Annotated in this window: 18 protein-coding genes and 1 riboswitch; of the genes, 10 read left to right on the top strand and 8 right to left on the bottom strand. The window is 69.2% G+C overall.

Annotated elements, in window-relative coordinates; genetic code table 11:
- The first annotated feature begins 14 nt into the window (after positions 1 to 14).
- Entirely contained in the window at positions 15 to 1,163 is a 1,149-nt protein-coding gene (locus AC1RM6_RS05045; RefSeq protein ID WP_493098690.1) for a site-specific DNA-methyltransferase, read from the top strand.
- Between the two features lie 63 nt (positions 1,164 to 1,226).
- Here AC1RM6_RS05045 and AC1RM6_RS05040 read toward each other — a convergent pair whose 3' ends face one another.
- On the bottom strand, positions 1,227 to 1,862 hold the full coding sequence (locus tag AC1RM6_RS05040) for a DJ-1/PfpI family protein (RefSeq protein ID WP_493098688.1): 636 nt from the start codon (positions 1,860 to 1,862) through the stop codon (positions 1,227 to 1,229).
- A gap of 13 nt (positions 1,863 to 1,875) precedes the next feature.
- A riboswitch (ZMP/ZTP riboswitch) is annotated at positions 1,876 to 1,956 on the bottom strand.
- A 249-nt stretch (positions 1,957 to 2,205) separates the two neighbouring features.
- Here AC1RM6_RS05040 and AC1RM6_RS05035 point away from each other — a divergent pair.
- The 3 genes from AC1RM6_RS05035 to AC1RM6_RS05025 all read left to right on the top strand — a co-directional run bounded on the left by AC1RM6_RS05035 (position 2,206) and on the right by AC1RM6_RS05025 (position 5,106).
- Complete coding sequence (locus AC1RM6_RS05035; protein WP_493098686.1) at positions 2,206 to 3,114, top strand: fatty acid desaturase; 909 nt, start codon at positions 2,206 to 2,208, stop codon at positions 3,112 to 3,114.
- Positions 3,111 to 3,923 (top strand): phosphate/phosphite/phosphonate ABC transporter substrate-binding protein, encoded by an 813-nt coding sequence (locus AC1RM6_RS05030; protein WP_493098684.1) that lies wholly within the window; start codon positions 3,111 to 3,113, stop codon positions 3,921 to 3,923. Before AC1RM6_RS05035 ends, AC1RM6_RS05030 begins: the two co-directional genes overlap by 4 nt.
- A 130-nt stretch (positions 3,924 to 4,053) precedes the next feature.
- Positions 4,054 to 5,106, top strand: a complete 1,053-nt coding sequence (locus AC1RM6_RS05025) for an NADP(H)-dependent aldo-keto reductase (RefSeq protein ID WP_493098682.1) — start codon at positions 4,054 to 4,056, stop codon at positions 5,104 to 5,106.
- An 18-nt stretch (positions 5,107 to 5,124) separates the two neighbouring features.
- Here the strand turns inward: AC1RM6_RS05025 and AC1RM6_RS05020 are convergent, their stop codons facing one another.
- The 3 genes from AC1RM6_RS05020 to AC1RM6_RS05010 form a co-directional block, all read right to left on the bottom strand.
- Entirely contained in the window at positions 5,125 to 6,126 is a 1,002-nt protein-coding gene (locus tag AC1RM6_RS05020; RefSeq protein WP_493099546.1) for an LLM class flavin-dependent oxidoreductase, read from the bottom strand.
- Between the two features lie 62 nt (positions 6,127 to 6,188).
- Complete coding sequence (locus AC1RM6_RS05015) at positions 6,189 to 7,787, bottom strand: carboxylesterase/lipase family protein (RefSeq protein WP_493098680.1); 1,599 nt, start codon at positions 7,785 to 7,787, stop codon at positions 6,189 to 6,191.
- Positions 7,784 to 8,692, bottom strand: a complete 909-nt coding sequence (locus AC1RM6_RS05010) for an aldo/keto reductase (protein ID WP_493098678.1) — start codon at positions 8,690 to 8,692, stop codon at positions 7,784 to 7,786. The genes AC1RM6_RS05015 and AC1RM6_RS05010 overlap by 4 nt, the downstream gene beginning before the upstream one ends.
- Positions 8,693 to 8,719: 27 nt before the next feature.
- Here AC1RM6_RS05010 and AC1RM6_RS05005 point away from each other — a divergent pair, with 27 nt between their 5' ends.
- The 3 genes from AC1RM6_RS05005 (at position 8,720) to AC1RM6_RS04995 (ending at position 13,484) form a co-directional block, all read left to right on the top strand.
- Positions 8,720 to 9,808, top strand: coding sequence for a Gfo/Idh/MocA family protein (locus AC1RM6_RS05005; RefSeq protein ID WP_493098676.1), 1,089 nt, complete (start codon positions 8,720 to 8,722; stop codon positions 9,806 to 9,808).
- Positions 9,809 to 9,906: 98 nt separating this feature from the next.
- Complete coding sequence (locus AC1RM6_RS05000; RefSeq protein WP_493098675.1) at positions 9,907 to 12,210, top strand: TonB-dependent receptor; 2,304 nt, start codon at positions 9,907 to 9,909, stop codon at positions 12,208 to 12,210.
- A 119-nt stretch (positions 12,211 to 12,329) separates the two neighbouring features.
- The gene (locus tag AC1RM6_RS04995; RefSeq protein WP_493098672.1) at positions 12,330 to 13,484 is read left to right on the top strand and encodes an MFS transporter; all 1,155 of its coding nucleotides are present in this window, start codon (positions 12,330 to 12,332) and stop codon (positions 13,482 to 13,484) included.
- On the opposite strand, the gene AC1RM6_RS04990 is transcribed toward AC1RM6_RS04995, so the two are convergent.
- Entirely contained in the window at positions 13,435 to 14,496 is a 1,062-nt protein-coding gene (locus AC1RM6_RS04990; RefSeq protein WP_493098670.1) for a LacI family DNA-binding transcriptional regulator, read from the bottom strand. The two genes, AC1RM6_RS04995 and AC1RM6_RS04990, sit on opposite strands and share 50 nt — an antisense overlap.
- 50 nt (positions 14,497 to 14,546) lie before the next feature.
- Positions 14,547 to 15,620 carry an NAD(P)H-dependent flavin oxidoreductase gene (locus tag AC1RM6_RS04985; protein WP_493098668.1) on the bottom strand — a complete coding sequence of 358 codons (1,074 nt, stop codon included), beginning with the start codon at positions 15,618 to 15,620 and terminating at the stop codon, positions 14,547 to 14,549.
- Between the two features lie 118 nt (positions 15,621 to 15,738).
- Between AC1RM6_RS04985 and AC1RM6_RS04980 the strand changes: the two genes are divergently transcribed.
- From AC1RM6_RS04980 to AC1RM6_RS04970, 3 genes are read left to right on the top strand one after another with little or no spacing between them, the layout of a single operon-like run.
- Positions 15,739 to 20,784: a contractile injection system tape measure protein gene (locus AC1RM6_RS04980; protein ID WP_493098666.1), complete on the top strand. Its 5,046-nt coding sequence runs from the start codon at positions 15,739 to 15,741 to the stop codon at positions 20,782 to 20,784.
- On the top strand, positions 20,778 to 22,136 hold the full coding sequence (locus AC1RM6_RS04975) for an ATP-binding protein (protein ID WP_493098664.1): 1,359 nt from the start codon (positions 20,778 to 20,780) through the stop codon (positions 22,134 to 22,136). The genes AC1RM6_RS04980 and AC1RM6_RS04975 overlap by 7 nt, the downstream gene beginning before the upstream one ends.
- Positions 22,137 to 22,159: 23 nt before the next feature.
- Entirely contained in the window at positions 22,160 to 22,552 is a 393-nt protein-coding gene (locus AC1RM6_RS04970; RefSeq protein WP_493098661.1) for a DUF4280 domain-containing protein, read from the top strand.
- A gap of 9 nt (positions 22,553 to 22,561) precedes the next feature.
- On the opposite strand, the gene AC1RM6_RS04965 is transcribed toward AC1RM6_RS04970, so the two are convergent.
- Both AC1RM6_RS04965 and AC1RM6_RS04960 read right to left on the bottom strand, forming a co-directional pair.
- Positions 22,562 to 23,674 carry a glycosyltransferase family 32 protein gene (locus tag AC1RM6_RS04965; protein ID WP_493098659.1) on the bottom strand — a complete coding sequence of 371 codons (1,113 nt, stop codon included), beginning with the start codon at positions 23,672 to 23,674 and terminating at the stop codon, positions 22,562 to 22,564.
- 17 nt (positions 23,675 to 23,691) lie between these two features.
- The gene (locus tag AC1RM6_RS04960; protein ID WP_493098657.1) at positions 23,692 to 24,915 is read right to left on the bottom strand and encodes a GlcNAc-transferase family protein; all 1,224 of its coding nucleotides are present in this window, start codon (positions 24,913 to 24,915) and stop codon (positions 23,692 to 23,694) included.
- Positions 24,916 to 24,920 lie beyond the last annotated feature (5 nt).

Below are 24,920 nucleotides of genomic sequence, written 5' to 3'. Positions count from 1 at the left end.
GGGAACCGACCAACATGGGTGTGCTTCAGAAGATTCAGCCGGCGAGCCGATCGAACACGGCTCGCCGGAACGGAACCGAGCGTGAAGTGCACCTGCCGCTCAACGAGATATTGCGCGGCGACTGCATCGCGCGGATGGCGGCACTGCCCGACAAATGCGTCGACATGATCTTCGCCGATCCGCCCTATAATCTGCAGCTGGGCGGCGACCTGTTCCGGCCCGACGGCAGCCAGGTCGACGCGGTCGACGACGATTGGGACAAGTTCGACACCTTCGCCGCCTATGACCGCTTCACCAAGGCCTGGCTCAAGGAGGCGCACCGCATCCTCAAGGACGACGGCACGATCTGGGTGATCGGCAGCTATCACAACATCTTCCGCGTCGGCACCGCGCTGCAGGACCAGGGCTTCTGGATCCTCAACGACATCGTCTGGCGCAAGTCGAACCCGATGCCCAATTTCAAGGGCACCCGCTTCACCAACGCGCATGAAACGATGATCTGGTGCTCTAAGGCCGAGAAGGCGAAATATACCTTCAACTATCGCACGATGAAGGCGCTCAACGACGACATCCAGATGCGCTCCGACTGGTCGTTGCCGATCTGTTCGGGCGGCGAAAGGCTCAAGGACGATGACGGCCACAAGGCGCACCCGACCCAGAAGCCCGAGGCTTTGCTCTACCGGGTGATGCTCGCCTGCACCGAGCCGGGCGACCTCGTCCTCGATCCCTTCTTCGGCACCGGTACCACCGGGGCGGTGGCCCGCCGCCTGCGCCGCCGCTGGATCGGGATCGAGCGCGAGGAAAGCTATATCAAGGTCGCCACCCAGCGGATCGCCGCGGCGCTGCCGCTCGACGAGAGCGCGATGCTGTCGATCCCCGAGAAGCGCTCGACCCCGCGGGTCGCCTTCGGCCTGCTGGTCGAGACCGGACTGATCGCGCCCGGCACCGTGCTCACCGATGCCAAGCGCCGCTTCCACGCCGAGGTCCGCGCCGACGGCATGCTCGCGATCGACGGCAAGAGCGGATCGATCCACGGCATGGGGGCGCAGTTGCAGGGCGCGCCGTCCTGCAATGGCTGGAGCTTCTGGCATCTCGACACGCCCGAGGGGCATATGCCGATCGACGCGATCCGCCAGCGCCACCTCACCGGCCTGGGCGCCTGATCCGCCGCGCATAGCCCGCGCCTCCCGCCCCGCGTCGGCCGGAAGCGCCGGGCTGCCGGCCCGTCATTGGCGCAGGACGGTCTCGATCAGCGCGACCCGCGCCGGGGTCGCGGCCTGCGCCGGATCGCCGGTGCCGAACGGCGGCTGCGGATCATAATGCATGCTGAGTTCGACCGCCTCGGCGATCTCGCGACCGGCGATCATCCCGCACAGGATCAGCCCCATGTCGATCCCGGCCGAGACCCCGGCGCTGGTGACATATTTGCCGTCGACGGTCACCCGCTCGGGCGAATAGCCGACATCGTACCGCCCCAGCATCGCCTTCGCCCGCCAATGGGTCGACGCGGTCCGACCCGACAATGAACCGGCCGCCGCCAGGATCAGCGAACCGGTGCACACCGAGGCGGTCCAACGGCTGTTCGCGTCGATCCTGCGGATCCAGGCGGCCAGTTCGGTATCGGCGATCAGCGGCCCCAGCGCCCGGCGGTGGCCGCCGGGAATGATCAGCAGGTCGGCGGCGTCGACCGAAGCGATATCGCGATCGGCGTGGAGCGCGAGAAAGCCGTCGCCGGTCCGCACCGGCCCCGCTTGCTTGCCGACGAAGGTCACCGTGGCATCGGCCAGCCGCGAAAGCGACTCATAGGGGCCGACCGCGTCGAGCGCGGTGATCCCGTCGAACAGGAAGATTATGATCTGCATCGCCGTTCCTTTCATGAACGGCCCAGGCGAGCGGCCTTTTTGCTGCACGCTTCCCGATGGTGCTCCATCCGACTCGCCAGTCACGCGCGGCGACATTGTGCGGACCGCGCGTCCGCCGCGCAATATGCGGGACGATCGACGCCTGCCCCGGCGCCCCTCTCCTACCGCAAAGCCTTTCTTGCAGGCGGCCAAGCAAAGCCAGATCGCACATCACTATCAATTTAGTAGAGATATTGCCGTAGTACGATTCCGAGACGATGTGCGGCAAAAGAGGATGTGCATGGAGGCTTTCTCCAAGAAAGGCGGTTCATTCCCGACAGCGACGCTTCGGGCCGGTCCCGGCATGCGCCCGAACGACATCATCCGCTCCATCGACTGGCCGACGCTCGCACTCGCCGCGTTGATCCATGGCGGGTGGCTCGCGCTGACCTGGTGGCACGCGCTGCTGCCCTGGTGGGCGCTGACCGCGCTCGGTGGCTGGTTCGTCGCCTGGCATGGCTCGCTCCAGCATGAGATCATCCATGGCCACCCGACCGGCCACCGCCGCTTCGACGACCTGATCGCCTCGATCCCGCTGTCGCTCTGGCTGCCCTACCCGATCTATCGCCGCAGCCATCTCGACCATCATGCCGCCGAGGTGGTCACCGACCCGCTCGAAGACCCCGAATCGCGCTACCGGACCGCGGCGACCGGCGCCGGCGCACATTTCGCGCTGTGGCTCGACCGCTGCCAGGCCACCCTCGCCGGCCGGCTGCTGCTCGGTCCGGCGATCTGCGTCGGCCGGTTCGCCGTTGACGAGGCGATCCGCGCGGTGCGCACGCCACAGGCGTGGTTCGCCGACTGGTGGGGGCATCTGATCGGGGTGGCGGCGCTGCTGCTGTGGTTGCACATCTGCGGCTTGCCGCTGGCGCACTATGTCGCGATGTTCGTCTATCCGGGCCTCGCGCTGACGCTGCTGCGATCCTTCGCCGAGCATCGCGCCGGCCCCACCGCCGCGCGCCGGGTCGCGGTCGTCGAAAGCCGGGGGCTGCTCGCCTTGCTGTTCCTCAACAACAATCTCCACGCCGCGCATCACTGGGCCGCTTCCGTCGCCTGGTACCGCCTGCCGGCGCTCTACCGCAGCCGCCGCGCGGTGTTCCTCGCCGCCAATGGCGGGCTGGTCTATCATGGCTATCGCGACGTCGTCCGCCGCTACGCGCTGCGGCCGCATGACGATCTCGTCCATCCCGACCACCGGGCGACGGCCTCATGAGCGAACGGATCGCCTCGCTCGGCATGTATGACCGCCCCGAGCTCCAGCCGGCGAACGACCGGCTGTGGGAGGCGATCGCCGGCCATTTGCGGCAGTCGGGGGTGATCGGCGTGCCCGACCGGCTCGACCGCTCGCGTCCGCTCGATACGATCTGGGCCGATCCTGCGCTGCTACTTGCGCAATGCTGCGGCTATCCGATGACGACGCGCTATGACGGCCGGCTGCGCTATCTCGCGACCCCGATCTATCGCGCGACCGGCTGCGACGGCCCCCGCCACCGCAGCCGGCTGATCGCACGCCATGACGACGAACGCGACGCACTGTCGGCGTTTCGCGGCGCGCGCGCGGCGCTGAACGGCTGGGATTCGAACACCGGCATGAACCTGCTGCGCGTCGCGGTCGCGCGGCTGGCGCCGGGTCCGGGCTTCTTCGCCGAGGTGATCGAAACCGGCTCGCATGCCGAAAGCGCACGGCGGATCGCCGATGGCGATGCCGATGTCGCGGCGGTCGACACCGTGACCTATGCCCATCTCGAACGCTACGAGCCCGATATCGCCGCCCAGTTGCGGACGATCGGCTGGACCGACCTGACCCCGGGCCTGCCGCTGGTCACCTCGACCACGACCTCGCAGGCCGACCAGGCGGCGCTGATGCGCGCGATCCGCGCCGCGGTGCGCGATCCGGCGCTCGCCGGCGCCTGCGACCTGCTGCTGCTCGACGATGTCCGCCCGATCGGATCGGGCCGCTATGCGCCGATCCGCGCCGCCGAACATGAGGCGATACGGTCGGGCTATCCGGTTCTCGCCTGACCCGATCGTTGAGGTCTGCGAATAGATTCATTCGATCATATGATAGGACAGCCGCCCGCCACGCTTTATGGGAGCGGCGGCCCACCATCCGCCATTCTCGACCTGCCGGTCCATCCTTCGAGGGACGTTCATGAAATTCCGCAAGCTCGGCCGTACCGATATCGACGTGAGCCTGATCTGCCTCGGGACGATGACCTGGGGATCGCAGAACAGCGAGGCCGAAGCCCATGCCCAGCTCGACTATGCGCTCGAGCAGGGGATCAACTTCATCGACACCGCCGAGGCCTATCCGGTCACCCCGACCAGCCGCGAGACCCAGGGCCGCACCGAGCAATATATCGGCAGCTGGTTCGCGGCGCGCGGCAACCGCGACCGGGTGATCCTGGCGACCAAGGTCGCGGGCCCCGCGCGCGCCGGCGACGTCCGCCAGTTCCGCGGCGGCGGCAACCGGCTCGATCGCGCCAATATCGAACAGGCGATCGACGACAGCCTGCGCCGGCTGCAGACCGACTATGTCGATCTCTATCAGCTGCACTGGCCCGACCGGCCGGTCGCGAGCTTCGGCAAGCGCGGAATCGGCGCGCTGAGCGACGACGCCGCCGTCGTCCCGATCGCCGAGACGCTGACGGTGCTCGCCGATCTGGTGAAGGCCGGCAAGATCCGCCATGTCGGCCTGTCGAACGAGACCCCCTGGGGCGTACTCGAATATCTGCGCCTCGCCCGCGAGGCCGGGCTGCCGCGGGTGGTCTCGATCCAGAACGCCTATAATCTGCTCAACCGCACCTTCGAGATCGGCCTGTCCGAGGTCGCGCTGCGCGAGCAGGTCGGGCTGCTCGCTTATTCGCCGCTCGCGGCGGGCAACCTCACGGGCAAATATCTCGGCGGCGCCGTCCCGCCGGGGTCGCGCCGCGATGTCGCCAAGCAGTTCGTCCGCTACGACACCCCCGGACAGCCCGAGGCGACCGCGCGCTATGTCGACCTTGCCCGGTCGCACGGGCTCGATCCGGCGCAGATGGCGCTCGCCTTCGTCAACGCCCAGCCGTTCGTCACCGCGACGATCATCGGCGCGACCTCGCTCGATCAGCTGCGCACCGACATCGCCAGCGTCGACCTGACCTTGGGCGCCGACATCCTTGCCGGCATCGAAACTATCCAGCGCGCGCTGCCCGACCCCTGCCCCTGACCGAGCCGACCTTCAGGCTCAGTCCCGCGAACCGAGCGCGCGATGGTCGATCCGCGGCAGGACATGCCGCGCGAACAGGTCGGCCTCGGCCGCGTGCGGATAGCCCGACAGGATGAACGCCTCGATCCCCATGTCGCGGTACATGTCGAGCTTGGCGAGCACTTGGTCGGGGTCGCCGACGATCGCCGCCCCGCATCCCGAACGCGCGCGGCCGATCCCGGTCCACAGATTGGCCTCGGCATAGCCGTCGACCGCGCCCTCGCGCAGCGCCGCCTGGGCGCGGACGCCGACCGACTGCGAATCGAGCGACTTCTGCCGGATCGCGTCGCCCTGCGCGGCATCGAGCCGCGACAGCAGCCGGTCGGCGTAGAGGCGCGCCTCCTCCTCGGTCTCGCGGACGATGACATGCGCGCGGTAGCCGAAACGCAGGGTCCGGCCATGGCGCGCGGCGCGTGCGGTCATGTCGGCGACGATCGCGGCGATCGTCTCCTTCGTGTCGGGCCACATCAGATAGACGTCGCACGCCTTGGCCGCAGCCTCGCGGGCGTCGGGCGAGAGCCCGCCGAAATAGAAGAGCGGCGCCTTGCCCGAGACGGTACCGATCCGCGGCGGATCGAGCTTCAGCTTCCAATGGTCGCCATCATGGTCGAGCGGCTCGCCATCGAGCAGCGTCCGCAGGATCTGCATCGCCTCGACCGTGCGCGCATAGCGCGGGGCCGATGCCAGCGTCTCGCCCGGCATCTCCGACGAGATGATGTTGACGTTGAGTCTGCCTCCGAGCATGCGGTCGATCGTCGCGATCTGGCGCGCGAGCTGCGGCGGCCAGCTCTCACCGACCCGCACCGCCATCAGCAGCGCGATCCGGCGCAGCATCGGTGCGATTGCCGCGGCGAAAGCGGTGGTATCGATCCCCAGCGCATAGCCCGACGGCAGCAGGATATTGTCGAAGCCGCCGCTTTCGGCCTGGAGGACGATGTCGCGGCAATGCTCCCAGCTCGATTGCAGCGCCGGATCGGGCATGCCGAGAAACTCATAATCATCGTCGCACAGCGCCGAAAACCAGCTGATCTCGCAGGGCGGCTTCACTTTATCGGTTCCTTCGCAGTTCGGGATTCGGGAATGCCGATCGCGGCCAGTGCGTCCATCCGGTCGCGGTCGGGCCAGGCAAGCGGGCGCACGCTGTCGCCGAAGCCGATCATCGCTTCGCCTGCCGGATCGTAGCGTGGCCAGTTCAGCCCGAGCGCAAGCCCGTTCGGATTGCCGGTCGCGGCGAAGGCGACCAGCGCGGCCTGCATCCGGTCGGACAGCGCGCGGTCCTGCGCGGTCCAGTCGCGGGTGCGGCGCGGCCCGTTGAAGCTGTCGAAGGTGCCGAGCCAATAGGCAACGTCGTCGGTGTGGTTGACCCCGGTCGTCGCCGGATCGAGATCCGAAAAGGCGACGCCTGGGCTATAGGGGTGGCGGCGGTCGAACCAGGCGGCATAGACCGGCGCGGTGCCGTTGGCGGCCTGCATCTGCGCCCAGTTGCGCATCATCGACGAGAAGCCGATATCATGGGTGAGCGCGCGCACCGCTGTGCGCACCTCGGCGTCATTGGCCGCCGGATAGAGCGCGAACACCCGATCGGCCTTATCGCCGAACCCCTTGGCGAGCCCGGCGCGATAGCCGTCGAGCGTCGCCACCGCGGCCAGCGGGGTCAGCGCCTCGTCGCGTACCGTCGCCATCAGCATCGGCACGTCGATCTGGCGGTGCGCCGCATAGACCGCCGCCGGCGCCTCGGGCAGCGCGAGCCCGTCGACCGTCGGCAGCACCAGCGGTCCCTGCACCGCGACGAAGCGGTCGGCCGGCATCCGCCGCAGCGCCGCGAGATCCTCGGCATGGAGCGTCGCCTGCAGCGCCTTGCCCTGGGCCTCGGCCGCCGCGCGGGTCGGAACCCGATCGGTCGCGGCCGACGTGTAGACCGATCCGCTCAGCGCGACGATCCGGTCGAACAGCCCTTTGGCGAGTGGGCTCGCCTGGAGCATCGCGATCGCCATCGCGCCCGCCGACTGGCCCATCACCGTCACCCGCGCCGGATCGCCGCCGAAGCCGGCGATATTGGCCTTCACCCACTGGAGCGCGGCGATCTGGTCGAGCAGCCCGTAATTGCCCGAGACATGATCGGGGGATTCGGCGCTGAGATCGGGATGCGACAGGAAGCCGAGCGCGCCGAGCCGATAGTTGATCCCGACCACGATCGCGCCCTTGGCGGCGAGCCTGTCGCCGACATAGAGCGGCTTGCGCGCCGATCCGGCGACGAACGATCCGCCATGGATGAAGACGATCACCGGCAGCTTCGCGTCGCGCCTCGCCTTGGCCGGCGCCCAGATGTTCAGATAGAGACAGTCCTCGGCGATCGGATCGTCGCCGACATAATATGCGATGCCATGGTCGCGCAGCGGCTGCATGCACGACGGCGCGAACTGGGTCGCCGGATAGACGCCGTGGCGGACCGCGGCCGGCTGCGGCGGCTTCCAGCGCAGCGGCCCAACCGGGGGGGCGGCGAAGGGAATGCCGAGCCACGCCTGCACGCCGGTGTCGAGGACGGTGCCGGCGACCGCGCCCTGCGCGGTCGCCACATTCGCCGCCTGCGCCGGAACCGCGCAAGCCAGCGCCAGCGCCATAGCGCCCTTGAAGCGTCTCATGGCAGGCGCTCGCCGCGCGCGGCGACCAGCACCGCATACCAGTCCTCGCGGGTCCAGCCGACCTTGTGGGCGTCGGCCAGTTCGGCGATCCGCGCCGGATTCTGGGTGCCGACGATCGGGATCGCCCGCACCGGATGTGCCATGATCCAGCTATAGACGACCGCCGCTCGCCCGACCCCGGCTTCTGCGGCCTTGCGGTCGAGCGCGATGGCGACCGCGCGGGCGCGGTCGTCGGCCGGTTCGCCGAGCCGGCCGCCGCCGAGCGGCGACCAGGCGAGCACCGCCATGTCGCGTTCGAGCGCCTGGTCGAACACCCCGTCGACCAGCGGATCGAGGTGGAGCGGCGAAAATTCGGGCTGGTGGGTCGCCAGCGGCATGTCGAGCCAGGCGGCAAGCGCGCGAACCTGCGCCGCGCTATGGTTCGACACCCCGATCGCGCGGATCTTGCCGGCGCGCACCGCATCCTCGAGGGTGCGGGCGACCTCCTGCGGATGGGTCAGGATATCCGGACGGTGGATCTGGTAGAGATCGACCTGCTCCACCCCGAGCCGGCGCAGCGAGGCATCGAGCGCCGCGCCCAGATAGGCCGGACTCGAATCATAGGGCAAAGGCGGCAGGATGCCGCCCTTGGTGGCGAGGACCATGCGCTGCCGCAATTCGGGCGCCTCGGCGAACACCCGTCCCAGCAACGCCTCGGCATCGCCGAAACCGCCGGTCCCGTCGAAGCCGTAAATGTCCGCGGTGTCGAACAAGGTCACCCCGGCTTCGAACGCGGTTTCGATCAGGATGCGCGCCTCGGCGACGCCGCTCGCGCCGAACCGCCACATCCCCCAGGCGATCGGACCCACCGATATTCCGGACTTGCCGAGCGGCACGCATTCGGCTGTAGACATGAGCTGCGACATCGTTGTCATTCCTTAGGATTTGAATCGTTGGCTGAGCAAGTACGTTATGGGCTGGTCGGGACCGGCATGATGGGGGTCGAGCATCTCCGCAATCTCGCGATCACCCCGGGCGCGGTGGTGACCGCGATCGCCGATCCGGTATCGACCTCGCTCGGCTGGGCGCGCACCGAACTGGGCGACCGCGCCGAGGGCGTGACCGCGTTCGAAAGCGCCGCCGATCTCGCGCGCAGCGGGCTCGTCGACGCGGTGATCGTCGCCAGCCCGAACTACACCCATCGCGCGGTGCTCGAACCGCTGTTCGACGCCGGCCTCGCGATCCTCTGCGAGAAGCCGCTGGCGACCACGCTCGACGATGCGCGCTGGATCGTCGAGCGCGCCGAGCGGTCCGACCGCCCGTTCTGGACCGCGATGGAATATCGCTACATGCCGCCCGCCGCCGAATTCATCGCCGAGGTCCATGGCGGCCGGATCGGACAGCTCAAGATGCTGTCGATCCGCGAGCACCGCTTCCCCTTCCTGGTCAAGGTCGGCGACTGGAACCGCTTCGCGCGCAACACCGGCGGCACGATGGTCGAGAAATGCTGCCACTTCTTCGATCTGATGCGGCTGATCGTCGGGGCCGAGGCGGTGCGCGTCTATTGTTCGGGCGCGATGGACGTCAACCATATCGACGAGCGCTATGACGGGCAGACCCCCGATATCATCGACAACAGCTTCACCACCGTCGATTTCGCCAATGGCGTGCGCGCGATGCTCGATCTGTCGATGTTCGCCGAGGGCGCCGAGAATCAGGAGGAGATCGTCGCGGTCGGCGACGAGGCGCGGCTCGACGTGCTGATCCCCGAAGGCGCGCTGGTCTTCAGCCCGCGCACCGGCTTCGGCAACCCCAAGCAGGTCGAACGCCGCGTGGTCGAGGTCGATCCGGCGGCGCTCGCCGCGGGCAGCCATCATGGCTCGACCTTCTATCAGCATCAGCGCTTCATCGCCGCGGTGCGCGGCGATGGTCCGGTCGAGGTCAGCGCCCGCGACGGGCTGATGGCGGTCGCGATCGGCACGGCAGCCGAGCTCAGCGCGCGCGAGAAACGGGTGGTGAACATGGTCGAACTCGGGTTCTGACAAGCATCTTCTCCATCCCCTAAACAAAATCTAGCGGGTGACAACGTTAGACATCGATATAGTCTATCGAAATGGTAGGGATATCAAGGGGAGCCCATATGCAGCATCGAAACCTTCTCGCCGCCGGCGTCGCGCTGGCCGCCATGGCATGCGCGCCGGCCTTCGCCGCCGATGCCGTGGCGGCGCCGCAGAGCGCGCCCGAAGCGGTCTCCGATGCCGATGTCGCCCCCGGCGAGATCGTCGTCACCGCGCAGAAGCGGGTCGAGCGGCTCCAGGAGGTTCCGGTCGCGGTGACCGTGATCGGCGGCGACCTGATCGCCGCCCAGGCCGGGGTCAATATCGAGAATGCGCAATATCTCGTGCCCACGCTCAACTTTCGCAAATCGGGCACCACCCTCAACCAGTCGCTGTTCCTGCGCGGGGTCGGCACCTCGACCTTCTCGATCGCCGGCGAGCCGTCGATCTCGACCGTGGTCGACGGCGTCGTCTACAGCCGCGCCGGCGAGGCGTTCAGCGACCTGATCGACATCGACCGGATCGAGGTGCTGCCCGGGCCGCAGGGCACCCTGTTCGGCAAGAACAGCTCGGCCGGCGTGATCAACATCGTCACCAAGCGCCCGGGCAAGGACTTCGGTGGCTTCGCCGAGGCGAGCTATTTCACCGGCGGCGACGAATATCGGCTGCGCGGCGCGGTCGACGTGCCGCTCGCCGAGAATGTGAAGAGCCGCTTCACCGGCTTCTACGGCAATTATGACGGCAATATCCGCAACATCGCCCATGGCGGCACGCGGGTGAACGGCTATGAGCATTGGGGCGTGCGCGGCATCGTCGTCGCCGATCCGACCCCCGATCTCAGCCTGACCCTGATCGGCGACTATCGCGAAAGCCATGATGATTGCTGCGCCGAGGTGATCGGCAGCACCCCGACCAGCGGCGCGTCCGCCCCCCTGCTGCCCGACATCAACGGCAACAAGTCGCGCACCGTCAACCAGGACCTGATCACCTCGACCAACGAGAAGGCCTGGGGCCTGTCGCTGCAGGCCGACTGGACCGTCGGCACCCATGTGCTGACCTCGATCACCGCCTATCGCAAATGGGACAATGAGGAAATCCGCGACGGCGACTGGCTGCCCCAGGCCTATGTCGGCCTCGGCCAGCTCCACGACAGCGGCCCGCAGACCGGCAACACCTTCAGCCAGGAATTCCGGCTGACCTCGCCGAACGACCAGTTCCTCGAATATGTGCTCGGCGCTTATTATTCGCGCGCGCGCTCGGAGCGTATCTTCACCCGCGACGACGTCGTCTGCACCGTCACCCCGACCCCGGCCGCGACCGCGCTGGTGCCCTGCACGACCGCAGGGGCTACCGTCACCCGGCCGAGCGGCACCGCCGATTTCGGTTCGACCTTCAAGAATTACGCGCTGTTCGGCCAGGCGACGCTCAACTTCTCGCAGCGCTTCCGCGGCATCGCCGGGCTGCGCTACACGATCGACGATCTCAGCGTGTTCCACAGCCGGGTGACGACGCTCGCCGGCCCCGGCATCAACCCCAGCTTCGGTCCGTTCGCGTCGAGCACCAACCACAAGAATCTGTCGGGCAAGGCCGGGCTGCAGTTCGACATCGTCCCCGAATCGATGGTCTATGCGACCTATGCCCGCGGCTATAAGGGGCCGGCCTACAACGTCTTCTTCAACCTGACCGCGACCGGCACCAACGTCATCGAGCCGGAGACCGCCGACAGCTACGAGGTCGGCCTGAAGAATTCGCTGTTCGACGGCAAGCTCGTGCTCAACTTGGCCGCCTGGTACGCCAAATATCACAATTATCAGGCGAACAATCCCGATCTGGTCGCGGGCGTCCTCGTCACCCGCTTCACCAATGCCGGCAGCGTCTCGACCCGCGGCGCGCAGCTCGACATACTGGTGCGGCCGATCCGCGACCTGTCGCTCTCGGGCGGGCTCGCTTATACCGATGCGCATGTCGACCATTTCAAGCTGCCGACCAACGGCGTCGTCACCGGCGTGATCCCCGACGGCACCCGGCTCGGCGCGGCGATCCCGTGGAAGGGCTCGTTCGCGGCAGACTACCGGATCCGCACCGGCGGCCGGATAGACGTCGGCCTCGGCGCGCAGATCAGCACCCAGTCGAAGCAGGCCGGCCAGTTCGACGCCAATGCGACGATCCGCGCGCTGACCGAGATCCCGGCCTATACGCTGGTCAATCTCTCGGCCTCGATCATCGACGTCAACGACCGCTTCCAGCTCACCGCGCAGGTCAAGAACCTGCTCGACAAGAGCTTCCCGGCGTCGATCGTCAGCAGCGGCCCCGGCGGCGCCTATCGCTACATCATCCCGCGCGAGGCCGACCGCTATGGCGGCGTCACCGCCCGCCTGAACTTCTGACCCTGAACTTCTGACCCTGAACTTCTGACAAGGCCGAATCTCTGAGCGAGCACCAGGATATCGACGGCAGCGCCGGCAGGGGGCGCTGGGCGATCGTCGCGCTGATCTTCGGCGCGATCATGCTCAACTATGTCGATCGCCAGATCCTGGCGCTGCTCAAGCCCACGCTCGAGCAGCACTTCGGCTGGTCCGACCAGGACTATGGCAATATGGCGTCGGCGTTCCAGTTCGCCGCCGCCATCGCCTTTCTCGGCACCGGCTGGTTCATCGACCGGGTCGGGTTGCGGCTCGGCTTCGCGCTCGGGGTCGGCATCTGGAGCCTCGCCGGCATGGCGCATGCCTTTGCCGGCAGCGTCGCCGGCTTCGTCGGCGCGCGCATCGTGCTGGGCGCGGCGGAATCGGTCGGCACCCCGGCGGCGGTCAAGACCGCGGCGACCTATTTCGGGCCGAAACAGCGGTCGATCGTGCTCGGGATCGGCAACACCGCCCCCAATATCGGCGCGATCGTCACCCCGCTCGCGATCCCCGCGCTCGCGGTCGCGTTCGGATGGCAGGCCGCCTTCCTGCTCGCGGGCGGCCTCGGGCTGCTGTGGGTGGTCGCCTGGTTTCTGGTGAAGCCCCCCGCCCCGCTCGCCTCATCCACCGACACGCCCGCGATACGGTGGGTCGATCTGCTGCGCGACCGGCGGACCGTGGCGATCGCGCTCGCCAAGATCCTCTCGGACCAGGTCTGGTTCTTCATGCTGTCCTGGCTGCCCGACCTCTTCCACCGGCTGTTCGGCCTGTCGCAGGGAAGCGTCGGCCTGCCGGTCGCGATCGTCTATGTCTTCGCCGCCTGCGGGGCATTGAGCGGCGGCTATCTGCCGACCCGGCTGATCGCGCGCGGCTGGACGCTCGACCGCGCCCGCAAGGGCACTTTGCTGCTCTACGCGCTGCTGATCCTGCCGATCCCGCTGGTGCTGTGGCTGCACGATCCCTGGTCGGCGGCGATCCTGCTCGGCCTCGGGCTGTTCGCGCATCAGGGCTTCTCGACCAATGTCTTCGCGCTGACCACCGACGTCGTGCCGGCGCATTCGGTCGGCTCGACGATCGGCATCGCCGCCTTTTGCGGCAATTTCGGATCGATCGGGATGATCCAGCTGTCGGCCTGGTCGCTCGGCCATGGCCTGGGCTATGCACCGATGCTGGCGATCTGCGCGGTCAGCTATCTCGCCGCGCTCGGCATCATCCAGCTGCTGATCCCGCGGATCGGCTTCGCGGCACGCCCCCGGTAGATTCGCGCCGCACCAGCTCGAACGGCACCTCGCGCCGTTCGATCCGTGGGGTCGCCGCCAGCAGCAGGTCGGCGGCCTCGTAACCGAGCACCCGCGTCGCCTGGCGGATCGTCGTCAGCGGCGGCCACACGAAGCTCGCCAGCGCATCGTCGCCGAACCCCGCCACCGACAGCGCCCCCGGCACCGCGAGGCCGCGGCGATGCGCGACGCTCAACACCCCCGCCGCCATGTCGTCGTTCGAGGCGAAGATCGCGGTCGGCGGTTCGGCGAGCGCGAGCAGCCCTTCGGCGGCGTCGGCACCCGAGGCGAAATCATAGTCGCCATGGCGGACGAGCAGCGGATCGGCCGCCACCCCCGCCTCGGCCAGCGCCATGCTGTAGCCCTGCAGCCGCTGGGCGCTGGTGGCATAGCTCGGATGGCCGGCGACGAAGCCGATCCGGCGATGGCCGAGCGCCAGCAGATGCCGGGTCATCGCCGCCGCCGCGCGTTCATTGTCGATGAACACCGATGCCGACAGTTCGAGCTCGGACCCCGGCGACACCCGCACGAACGGCACCCCGCGGCCGGTCAGATAGGCCAGCACCTCGGGATAGTCGGTCGCCGGCGGGGTCAGGATCAGCCCGTCGACCCCGGTCGCGTCGATCAGGCTGGCGATGTCGTCGGTCAGCCGGTCCGACCCATGGTCGTAAGGCTGGGCGATCATCCGCACCCCGTCCTTCTGGCAGCGGTCGCGGATGCCCGACTGCATCTCGTAGACATAATAAGGGCTGGGATTGTCGCAGGCGAGCGCGATCTGGAAGCTGCGATGCCCGGCCAGGCTGCGCGCCGCCGAACTCGGCCGGAAATTGAGCGCATCGACCGCCGCCAGCACCCGCGCACGCGTCGTCTCGGACACGCGCGGTTCCTTGTTGAGCACCCGCGACACCGTCTTGATCGACACCCCCGCCTCGCGCGAGACGTCGTGGATCGTCGTGCGCGCCGACATGTTTTCGAGGGACCGTGGAGCTTTCATCGTCGCCGCCATAAAGCATCCGCGGGGCGCCGCGGCCAGCGGATTTCACCTCATCTTTCTGCCGCCCGTATCTCCGCGGCGAGCGTCTCGACCAGCCGCGCCGCCGGCATGGTCCGCGCGAGCGGCGCCCCCTGCCCGGCCCATTGCGCGCCATAGCCATATTCGCCCCGCGCCTTGCCGGCGGCGTGGAGCGCCTTGCCGAGGTCGTAGGCGATCGGATAGGCCGGCACCGCCTCATCGGGGATGTCGCGGCCGAGCGCGGTGAAGCGGTTGGCGAGGCAGCGTGCCGGGCGGCCCGAAATCGCCCGGGTCATCGCGGTGTGCCGCGCGCCCTCCCCGGCCAGCGCCGCGCGATAGCCGGCATCGGCGAGGCTCTCGTCGCAGCCGATGAAGGCGGTGCCGAGTTGCGCCGCGGCCGCGCCGAGATCGAGCATCGCCTTGATACCGGCGCCGTCCATGATCCCGCCCGCGGCGATCACCGGCAACCGGGTCGCGCCGACCACCAGCCGGGTGAGCGCGACCGTGCCGAGCCGGTCGTCGGGCGCATCGGGATCGAACATCCCGCGATGTCCGCCCGCCTCCCAGCCCTGGACGACGATCGCGTCGATCCCGGCCTCCTCGATCAGCCGCGCCTCGGCGAGGCTGGTGGCGTTCGCGAGCAGGACGATGCCCGCATCGTGCAGCGCACCGATCGCCGCCGCATCGGGCAGCCCGAAATGAAAGCTGACCACCGGCGGGCGCGTCGCGACCAGCATCGCCAGCATCGCCTCGTCCGCGACGAAGCTGCGGTATATCTCCGCCAGCGCCGCCGGCGGCCGGCTGTCGAGCGCCGCGAATTCGGGCGCCAGCCGCGCGATCCACGCCTTCTCGACCGTGGCATCGGCGCGAGCAGGCCGGTGGCAGAACAGATTGACGTTGAAGGGCGCGGTTGTTTCGGCGCGGATCGCGGCGATCATCGCCGCCGCCCCGGCGGCGTCGGTCGCGCCGACCCCGATCGATCCCAGCCCGCCTGCCCGGCCGACCGCGACCGCCATCGCCGGTGAAGACACACCCGCCATCGGCGCCTGAACGATCGGCAGCGCGATGCCGAGCAGATCGAGCAGGTGCGTGGTGGCGAAAGGCATGGCACGTCTCCTTTTCCAGCCGGTCCAATCGGCGCAGCGACTAAAGCGGCAATCGATCCTATGTGCGCATATTCCTATTCCACCAATATATTGCCACCCGTCTCGCTTGACCCTGCCGATGCCGCGGGGCACCCCTGATCCCAAGCATCATATCTGGGGGCCGCGATTGCCCACCGTCGATCTCCTGTTCCACGATCATCGCGTCGGTCGGCTCGACCTGATCGTCGACGTGCCCGATCTCGACCTCGCCATGGCATTGCGGCCGCGGATCGAGGCGCTGGGCTGGCAGATCCTGCCGCAGGTCCTGACCCGGATCTTCGATCGGCTTGCCCCGGAAGGCGTCCACGTCGAGATCGACACGCTCGCGCTCGATCTCGGCCGGCTCAGGGCGGCCTTTCTCGAAACCGATGCGGTGGCCGCCCTCGAGGCGGCACTCGAAGACGCGCTCGTCGCGGCGATCCACGATGCCCGCCGGGGCGGTACCGGCCATAACCGGCGCACGACGGCTCTGGCGAAGCATCTGCAGCAGTTCGAGGCCTTTCTGCTCAGCGGCCTCGCCCCCCGCTTGGCCCCCGAAGGCGCGTTCGATCCGGTCCGACAGCTCGAACTGCTCGCCGCCGCCGATCCCGCCGCGCTGGTGGCGATGCTGCGGCGGCAGTCGCAGCATCCGTTCATGCTCGAACGGCTGGTGCTGCAACTCGGCGAGGTCGGGCTGGTCCGCCTGCTCGGCGTGCTCGCCCCGGCCGATGCCGAAGCGATCCTGCTGCTGATCGGCGATATCGTGCTCGTTCATCGCGATGCGCCGGCACCCGAATTGCGCCGGATCACCGCACCGGCGCTGCGCCAACTGCTGTGGATCACCACGCTCGAATTTCTGCTGCGCGATGCCGGGTCGCAGTTCAATCGCCGACAGTTCCTCGCGTCGCTGCTTCTGCGCGAAGCGCAAAGGCTCGGCGTCGACCTGTCGACGCTGCTGGCGATGCTGTCCGACGCGGTCAAGCTGGCGACCGCCCGGGCGCCGCTCAAATCGTCGCTGCCGCGCAGCCTCGCCGAATTGCTCGCCGCCCAGCCACGGCAGGCCGCCGCCGATACGCTCGCGTCGATGCCCCTGGCGGCGGCGCTGGCCGAGGCGATGGCGGGCGATACGGAAACATGGCGAGCGCTGCTACGCCATCATGCCGCCGATCCCCGGGCGCAGGCGCGGCTCGCCTCGGCTCTCAACCCTGCCCAACGGGTGGCGCTGTTCGCCGCCCTGATCCCCGACGATCGCCTGCCGGCCGCGCGCGCCACCCTCATCCGCGCGGTGCGGACGATGCCGGGCGGCGGCGATGCGGAGGCACGGATCGACGCGGCGCTGCTGGCGCTCGTCGTCCGCAACCAAGGCCGTGCGATCGACCTGCCCACATATTGGCGCGACCTGCTGACCATGGTCGTCGCGCCGGACGAACGGCCGGCACTCGCCCGCCATCTGGCCGGGTCGGCCTCGACCGCTCCGACCGCGGCACTGGCGCCCGCCTTGCTGGCAGCCCTCGACGCCATGGCGGCCCCCTCGATGCCCGCCGGAAACGCTAGCGGTTCGATCCTCGACGCCCTTGCGCTTCCGGAACGCACCAGCGTTGGAAATCCGGCGCTCGAAACCGAATTTTCCGCCGCGATGGCACGGCTCGCCCGCGACGACGCCGACGCCATCCTGCGCGGGATAGCGGCGATCGAAGCCGTACATGCCACCACCCCGCTGCTGTCCGCCGATGGGGCAGTCTTGACCGCCCTGATCCGCCGCACGCTGCTCGCCGAGTTTGCCGGTTCGACGCCCGGCCGGATCTCCCTCGACGACCTGTGGGACAGCGTGTTGAGTGCCATAGCCGAGGCGAGCGACAGTCCGGCGAAGATCGTCGCGGACCGGATCGAAATGGGCTGGCCGCGATCGGCGGCTGCCGCCGAGACCTCGCCGTCGGCGCCCCTGGCAGCCGCCCTTGCCCGGACACGAGATGGGCTTGGCGGCATCGGCCCCTCCGCGGATGAAAGCGACGATCGGCCCGCGACCGTGCGCGACGACCAGCGAACCGTCAGGATGGATCATGCGGTGCCACCGGCGCAGCACGCCGTTGCGGACGCCGACGCCTCGCCGACAGCGGCACACGCCCACGCACGGCCCGGGACCGGCAGCGCGGAATCATATGCCGCCACAGTGCCGGGCGAGACAGCCGATCGGCCGGTCGCCATGCGAGGCGGCGGACGAACCGCCGACGGCGATTTCGCGGCGATGCTGGCGCAGCATCCGGCGGCGGACAACGACGCGATCGCCCGCGGCATCGCCGCGATCGCCGCCGCGCATGCCGCGGCACCGCTCCCCGGGTTCGATCCGCGCGCGATCACCGTCCTGCTCCGGCGCGCGGCTGCCGCGAGCCTCGCCGAGATCGCGCCAGGCCCGGTCGATCTTCCCGGTTTCTGGACGGCGATGCTCGCGACGATCGCCCGCGCCAACGGAAGATCGCGCACCGCGATCGCCATGCGCATCGCCCAGGGTTGGCGTCGCGGCGCGGAGACGGGCGCCGGATTTCCGGCGCTGGCGGCGATCGTCGACCAGCAGGCCCGCGCCACAACGATGGCCGACGCAGCGGCAGCCATCGCCGCGGCCGAGGCGGGCGACTTCGTGCCTCTGCTACATGCGATCGCGATCGGCCGGATCGACCCGGCCTGGCCGGGCCTGCTGGCGAGGCGCCTGTCGGCGACCGAATTCGACCGGCTGGTGGCGATGCTCGCCGCCGATGGCGCGGCCGGGATTGCGCTGCCGGTGCGGTCCAGGCCCGCCCCTGATCGACGCCGCGGTTCGGCGCCGATCGCGCGCCGCCATGCGCTTCTTCGCAGGCTGATGCGCCTGTCGAGCGCCGCAAGGCCCGGCAAGGATGCCGATATCGGCGCACCGCCCGGCATATCCGGGTCCGACGCCGGCCGGGCAACACCCCCGGCGGCGCCGGCCGAACGATCGCGTCGCCCCGATGCGATACCGGATGCCGACCGCGCGTCGCCGGATGAGGACGGGCCGGAAAAACAGCCCGGGGCCCACGATCCCACCGGCGAAATCGGCCGGCACCAGGGCGACGATATTGCGCACCAGCTGCAACCGGGTGACTATCGTCCACGCCTCGGCCCGGACTTTGAACCGGATCATGGCCCCCCCGTTGCCGATCCTGGCTCGAACCGCGGTTTCAACCGCCTCACGGATGGCGTTGAGGCGCCCGCCGCACCGACGGTGCCCGAAGCCACCGCGGCGAACGCCGCCGACATGCTGGCGGTCACCGCCTATGTCCGCGATGGCGGGCGCGCCGAGGATGGTGCTCCGCTCGCGCGGCTGGCGCACGGCGCGCCGATCTGGCTCGCCGATCTCGCACGATCGGCGGCGACCGACCCGACGAGCGCCGCCGACACCGCCGGCCGCCTGCTCCATTGGCTGCTCCCGGTCGAAATCCTGACGATATTGGCGCCGGCCGGTGTCGACGCCCTGATGCGCCAGGTCTCGGCTGCGGGCGAGAACGAAGATCATTGGCGCAGGACCATCGCCGCCTTGCTGCGCGCCGTCCCGCTCCCGCCGCCTGCCGCGGCCGAGGCGCCCGGCGTGCGGTTCGATCGGCTGGCGCGGCTCGAAACCTGGCTCGACGGCGGCGCGATGCCGGTCGATGCCGCCGCGACCCTGGTGCGACTGCCCCGGACCGAGCGGATGAGCGTGCTGCTCGCCGGCACCGAAGAGGCGACGCGGGCGCGGCTGAGCCGCGCCATAGCGGCCCTTGGTCCGATCGCATCGCGGCCGCTGCTCGTCGAACTCGCGCCCTGGGCGCTCGCCGCCAACGGCCCCCTGGCGCCGCTGTTGAACCGCCGTGACGGCGCCGCGCGGCAGGCGATCATACTGCATGCCGCAGCGGCGGCGCTGTACGGCCACACCCTCGATCTCGATGCCCTCGCCCGCCCGCTTTCCGCCGAAGAGGTCGGCCATGCGCCCGCCGGCGAGGCGATCGCTCCGGTGGCGCCGTCCGGCGGATCGCGCTCGCAGCCCGCGGCCGGCATCGCCGACCTGTTCGCCTGGCTCGATGGCGGCGCGACGCCCCCGGCCGCGACGGCAGCCCTCGGCGAGCAGTTCGCCCGGCTTGCCGACGCCGGCGACCCGCGGCTTGCCGACTGGCTGGCGGCGCGGCGCGGACGCGCCAGCGATCGCGCCCGCTGGGCCGCGCTCCTGCCGCCGGCGGCGCTTGGCCGGCTGCTCCATCTGCTGGCACCGACCGAAGCCCGTGCGCTCCATGACGGCATGCTGCTGCTGACCACGGTCGGCGCGCAGATGACACCGTTCGGAAGCCGACGGCCCGATCGGCGCGCATTATGGACCTTGCTGCTCGAACAGATCACGACGCCGCGGCGGATCGACGTGCCGCAGGTGCTGGCGCGCCTGCTCGCCCATGCCGCCGGCCATGACCAGGCCCGGGCGGCGAAGATGCGCGCCCGCGCGCAGAAGCTGGCGAGCGACGCCGGCCATGTCAGCGTCGCCGCGGCGCTGCGGCGCGCGCCCGCACCGGCGAAACCGATCCCGCCGCCCGCGCCGCCGCGCGACCGGCCGCCGGCGGCCCGCTTCCAGATGCTCACCGACGATATCGAACCCAGCCAGCCGATCTATGTCGCCAATGCCGGACTGGTGCTGCTCCACCCTTATCTGCCGACACTGTTCGACCGCCTCGGCCTGCTCGACCGCGACGAGGACGGGCGACCGCGCATCGCCCCGGGCGAACCGGCTTCGCGGGCGGTCCATCTTCTCCAATATCTCGTCGATGGCCAACTCGAGACCGCCGAACCGCTGCTGACCCTCAACAAGCTGCTGTGCGGCCTGCCGACCGCCACCCCGGTGGCGCGCGGGATCGATGCCGATCCGGACGATCTCGCGACCTGCGACGGCCTGCTCGCGGCATTGCTCGCCAACTGGCCGGCGCTACGCAACACCCCGATCGCCGGGCTGCAGGAAAGCTTCCTGCAGCGCGAGGGCCGGCTACAGCATGGAACGGGGCGCTGGACGCTCCAGGTCCAGCGCAAGACGCTCGACGTGCTGACGGATCAGGTTCCCTGGAGCTTCTCGGTCGTCTATCACCCCTGGATGGCCGAACCCATCCACGTCACATGGTGACCGCCCTGCCGGGCCAATCCGATCTGGACGCCAATCTCCGGGTGATCGCCGCCGAGCTCGACTGGCTCGATGCGGTGATGGCCGATCGCTTCGCCCTCTACAGCGGTTCGGCGGCCGATCCGGGGCCGCGCGCTGCTCCCCCCGACCTGAGCAACGCATCGGGCCCTTATGCGATGCTGGCGCGCGACATGGCGCTCGATGCCGATGACCGGCTGCTGCTGGCGCTGGTGCTGGCGCCCTGCCTCGCGCCCGAGCGGCTCGACCCCTTCCTGATCCAGAATGCCGCGATCGGCCGGCGCTTCACCGAATTTGGCGGCGTGCCGGGTCAGTCGCATGCCGGCTTCCTGCCCAGCGCCGAAACCGCGCGCTTCCTGATCGGGGGACGCGATGCGCCGCTGGCCGATCCGCTCGCGATATTGCGCCACCCGCTGATCCGCAGCGGGCTGCTATTGATCGACACGCGCCATCCCGAGGAGCCGCCGCTGGCGGGGGCATTGCGGCTGTCCTCGCAGGGCCTGCACCGCATCCTCTATGGCGACGACATCGCGCCATCGCCGAGCATCGACTTTCCGGCAACCCCGATCACCACCCCGCTCGACTGGGACGATCTGGTGCTCGACGCGCCGACCGCGCGGCAGATCGAGATGGTCGGGCTATGGATCGCGCACAGCCGCACCCTGCTCGACGACTGGGGTCTCGGCCGCCGGCTGAAGCCGGGCTATCGCTGCCTGTTCCATGGCCCGCCGGGCACCGGCAAGACGCTGACCGCCTGCCTGCTCGGCAAGCGCTACGGCCTGCCCGTCTATCGGGTCGACCTGTCGCGCATCGTGTCGAAATGGATTGGCGAGACCGAGAAGAATCTCGCCACGCTGTTCGACCAGGCGCAGGATCGCAACTGGATCCTGTTCTTCGACGAGGCCGATGCGCTGTTCGGCAAGCGCACCGAATCGCGCTCGTCGAACGACCGCTCGGCCAATCAGCAGATCGCCTATCTGCTGCAGCGGCTCGAGAGCCATGCCGGGATCGCGATCCTCGCGACCAACCAGAACGCGCATATGGACGAGGCGTTCGCGCGCCGTTTCCAGTCGACGATCCTGTTTCCGATGCCCGATCCGGCGTCGCGGGCCCGGCTATGGCGCGACAGCTTCGCCAGCCCGGGCTTCGCGCTGGCCCCCGACATCGATTTCGACGCGCTCGGCCAAAGCTATGAACTGGCCGGCGGCGCGATCATCAACGTCCTGCGCCACGCCGCGCTGCTCGCGGTCCGGCGCGATCCCGCCACGGTGGTGCTGAGCGACCTGGTCGACGGGATTCGACTGGAATTGCAGAAGGATGGCCGCTATCTTGGCTAATCAGGAAGGGAGTTATCGTCCCTGTGTCGACGCCTGAAGTCACCTCGTCCGCGCTGTTGAAGTGCAGTTTCGGCGCCATGCCGGTGCCGTTCAACGTGCTGCCCGAACATCGGGTGACCGCGTGCAACCTGCCCTGCGGGACGATCCTCGACAACAAGGTGATGGTGAACGTCCCGAGCTTCGGCATGTGTTCGGCGGTCACCAATCCGGCGGTGATCGCCGCGACCGCCGCCGCGCTCGGCACCCCGACCCCCGCCCCCTGCCTGCCGGCGCTGGCCGCCCCCTGGGTCCCCGGCACCCCGACCGTCACGATCGGCGGCATCCCCGCGCTCGATACCGGCTGCACCCTGCTGTGCAACTGGCTCGGCGCGATCAAGGTCGAAATGGCGGCGCAGATGACGGTGACTGTCCCCTGAACGGCGACGTCACGCCGACATCCCCTCGGGCCGGCAAAGCGTCTCACCGGCCGGCGCCCAGGTCCCCGCGACCGCGCCGCTCATCGGCGACAGCCAACGGCGATACCGGTCGACCGGCCAGACCGTCCAGCGCACCGGCGGATCGAGCGAGCTGATCTCGCGCTCGATCACGAGGTCGCGACCCGACTGGCCCGCGAGCCGCCCCAGCTCGGCGCCTTCGGCATCGTGTCGCGCGACCTCGATGCCTTTGCCGTCGTGGAACGCGACATACCAGAAGGCCGGGCGGTCGAGCGCCGCCGCCGGCATCGCCGCGCGGTCGAGGCCGATCCGCACCGGCCAGATCCGCGGCGAGGCCGGGCTGTCGGGAAATCGGGCGAGGACCGCGCGCGCGAGCAGATTATAGGTGGTATCGACCCGCTGGATCGCCTCGGGGGTCAGCGCGGCGATCCAGTCCCACGACACCGATTCCCACAAATGGATCGAATAGCTGGCGGCGACGCCGATCCGGCGGCCGAACAGGTTGCGCAGCGATTCAGGGTCGTTGTGCGGGAAGCAGAAGGCATAGCGCGACATGATGTGCACGTCGGGATCGCCGCCCCGCGCCAGCGCGAAGGGCAGCTTGACCGAATGGCCGACATAGTCGCGGGCATCGAAATCGCGATAGCCGTCGAGCCAGCGCAGCAGGAAGGGCGACTGGGCCGGCGCGGCGATGAACGCATTGCTGAGGCCGATCGGATGATGATCGTTGCCGGCGTCGAACCCCATCACCACCTTGTCGACCGGAAGATCGTCGATACGGCGGCGGACCATCGTGTCGGTGTCGAAATAGAGGCCGCCCTGCTCGATCAGGATCTGCAGCCGCAGCACGTCGGCGGCATGCGCGAAATGGGCGACGCGGCGGCCGAATATGCTGGTCGGGGCCTCGGTCCGCACCTCGGTGACGAAGCGCCGCGCATAATCCCAATAGATGCCGTCGGGTTCATAGTGATAATGAACGAAGATCTCGTGATCGGGATAGGTGGCGTGCGCCGACAGGACCGCCATCATATGGATCAGGCCGAACGGCTTGCCGCCGAAATCGGCGCGCATCCCGGTGATGAAATGGATCTTCTTCGGCCGCATCTTTCTTCTCCCTTATGTCACTGCACCGCCATCATGTCGGGATCGATCGCGCCGCTGACCGGGGTCAGCCAGCGCCGGTGGCGATCGGTCGGATGGACCGTCCAGCGCACCGGCCGCCGCGCGGCGACGAACCGCCGCGCCAACCTGATCGCGCCGTCGCCGGTACCGATCAGCCGCTGGATTTCGCCCGGTTCGGCATCGGCGCGCGCGATCTCGACCCCCGCATCGTCATGGAAACCGACATACCAGAAGGCCGAACGGTCGAGCGCCGCCGCGGGCATGCGGTCGGGCGCGATCATGATCTCGACGTCCCAGGGCCGCGGTGCCGCGACCCCGCGCCCGGGCGGCGGCGGCGGCGGCGGTTCGTCGCCGCGCCGCGCCGCCGCCGAGGCGTGGCGGCGCGCGAAGTCGAGCCCGGCATAGCTGGCATATTCGCTCAGGCCCCGCGCCGAACCGAGCCCGAAATCGCCGGTCCATGTGCCGCCCAGCAATTGTTCGACCTTGGCGAGGCTGGCGGCGTCGCGCGCCGTCGCCTGATGGTCGCTCCAATGCATCACCCGCTGCCGGCGCGAATATTCGTGCCACATCACGTGCACCGACGGATGCAGCAGCGCATAGCCATGGGTGAAGGCGCGCACCGCCAGGCTGATCTCCTCGCCGATGAAATAGAGCCCGGGGTCATAGGGGACGTCGGTTATGAACCGCGCCGGGGTGAAGATCAGATGCGCCGACAGGAAGCGTGCGCGCCGGGGCGCGCCGCCGCAAAACCCCGGCGGCGCGACCTGATCGAAAGTCGGAATCCCCTGCCCGGTGAACTCGCGCAGCACCATCACCGTCGGTCGGCCTTCGCCGGGCAGCGCCGCCTGCGGATCGAATCCCTGGGCATAGGTGGTGAGCAGCGGCAGCGCCTCGCCGCTCGCCTCGGCCTGCCCGAGCAGCAGCGCATCCCAGTCCTGGACGAAGCGGTGATGTGAATCGATCTGGAACAGAAACTCCTCGCCCTCCCACAGCGAAAAGGCCTGCGCCCGTGCCCAACACGCCCCTTCGCTGTCCTGCCAGGGCAAATCGATCCGCCGGATCCGGGCCGGCGCGACGTCGGGCGGCGGCGGATCGCCGGGCGCATATTGCCGGCACAGGCCGAAACGCAGATCGCCCGGCCAGCGCGCCTTGGCCACGCAATCGGCGATGGTGTTCGCGAGATCGGCATCGCGGTAGGCCGCGATCGCGACGAAGATGCTCATCGCCG

The organism is Rhizorhabdus sp. GW822-FHT03C02 (assembly GCF_058801765.1).
This window is presented reverse-complemented; position numbering and strand designations above follow the sequence as displayed.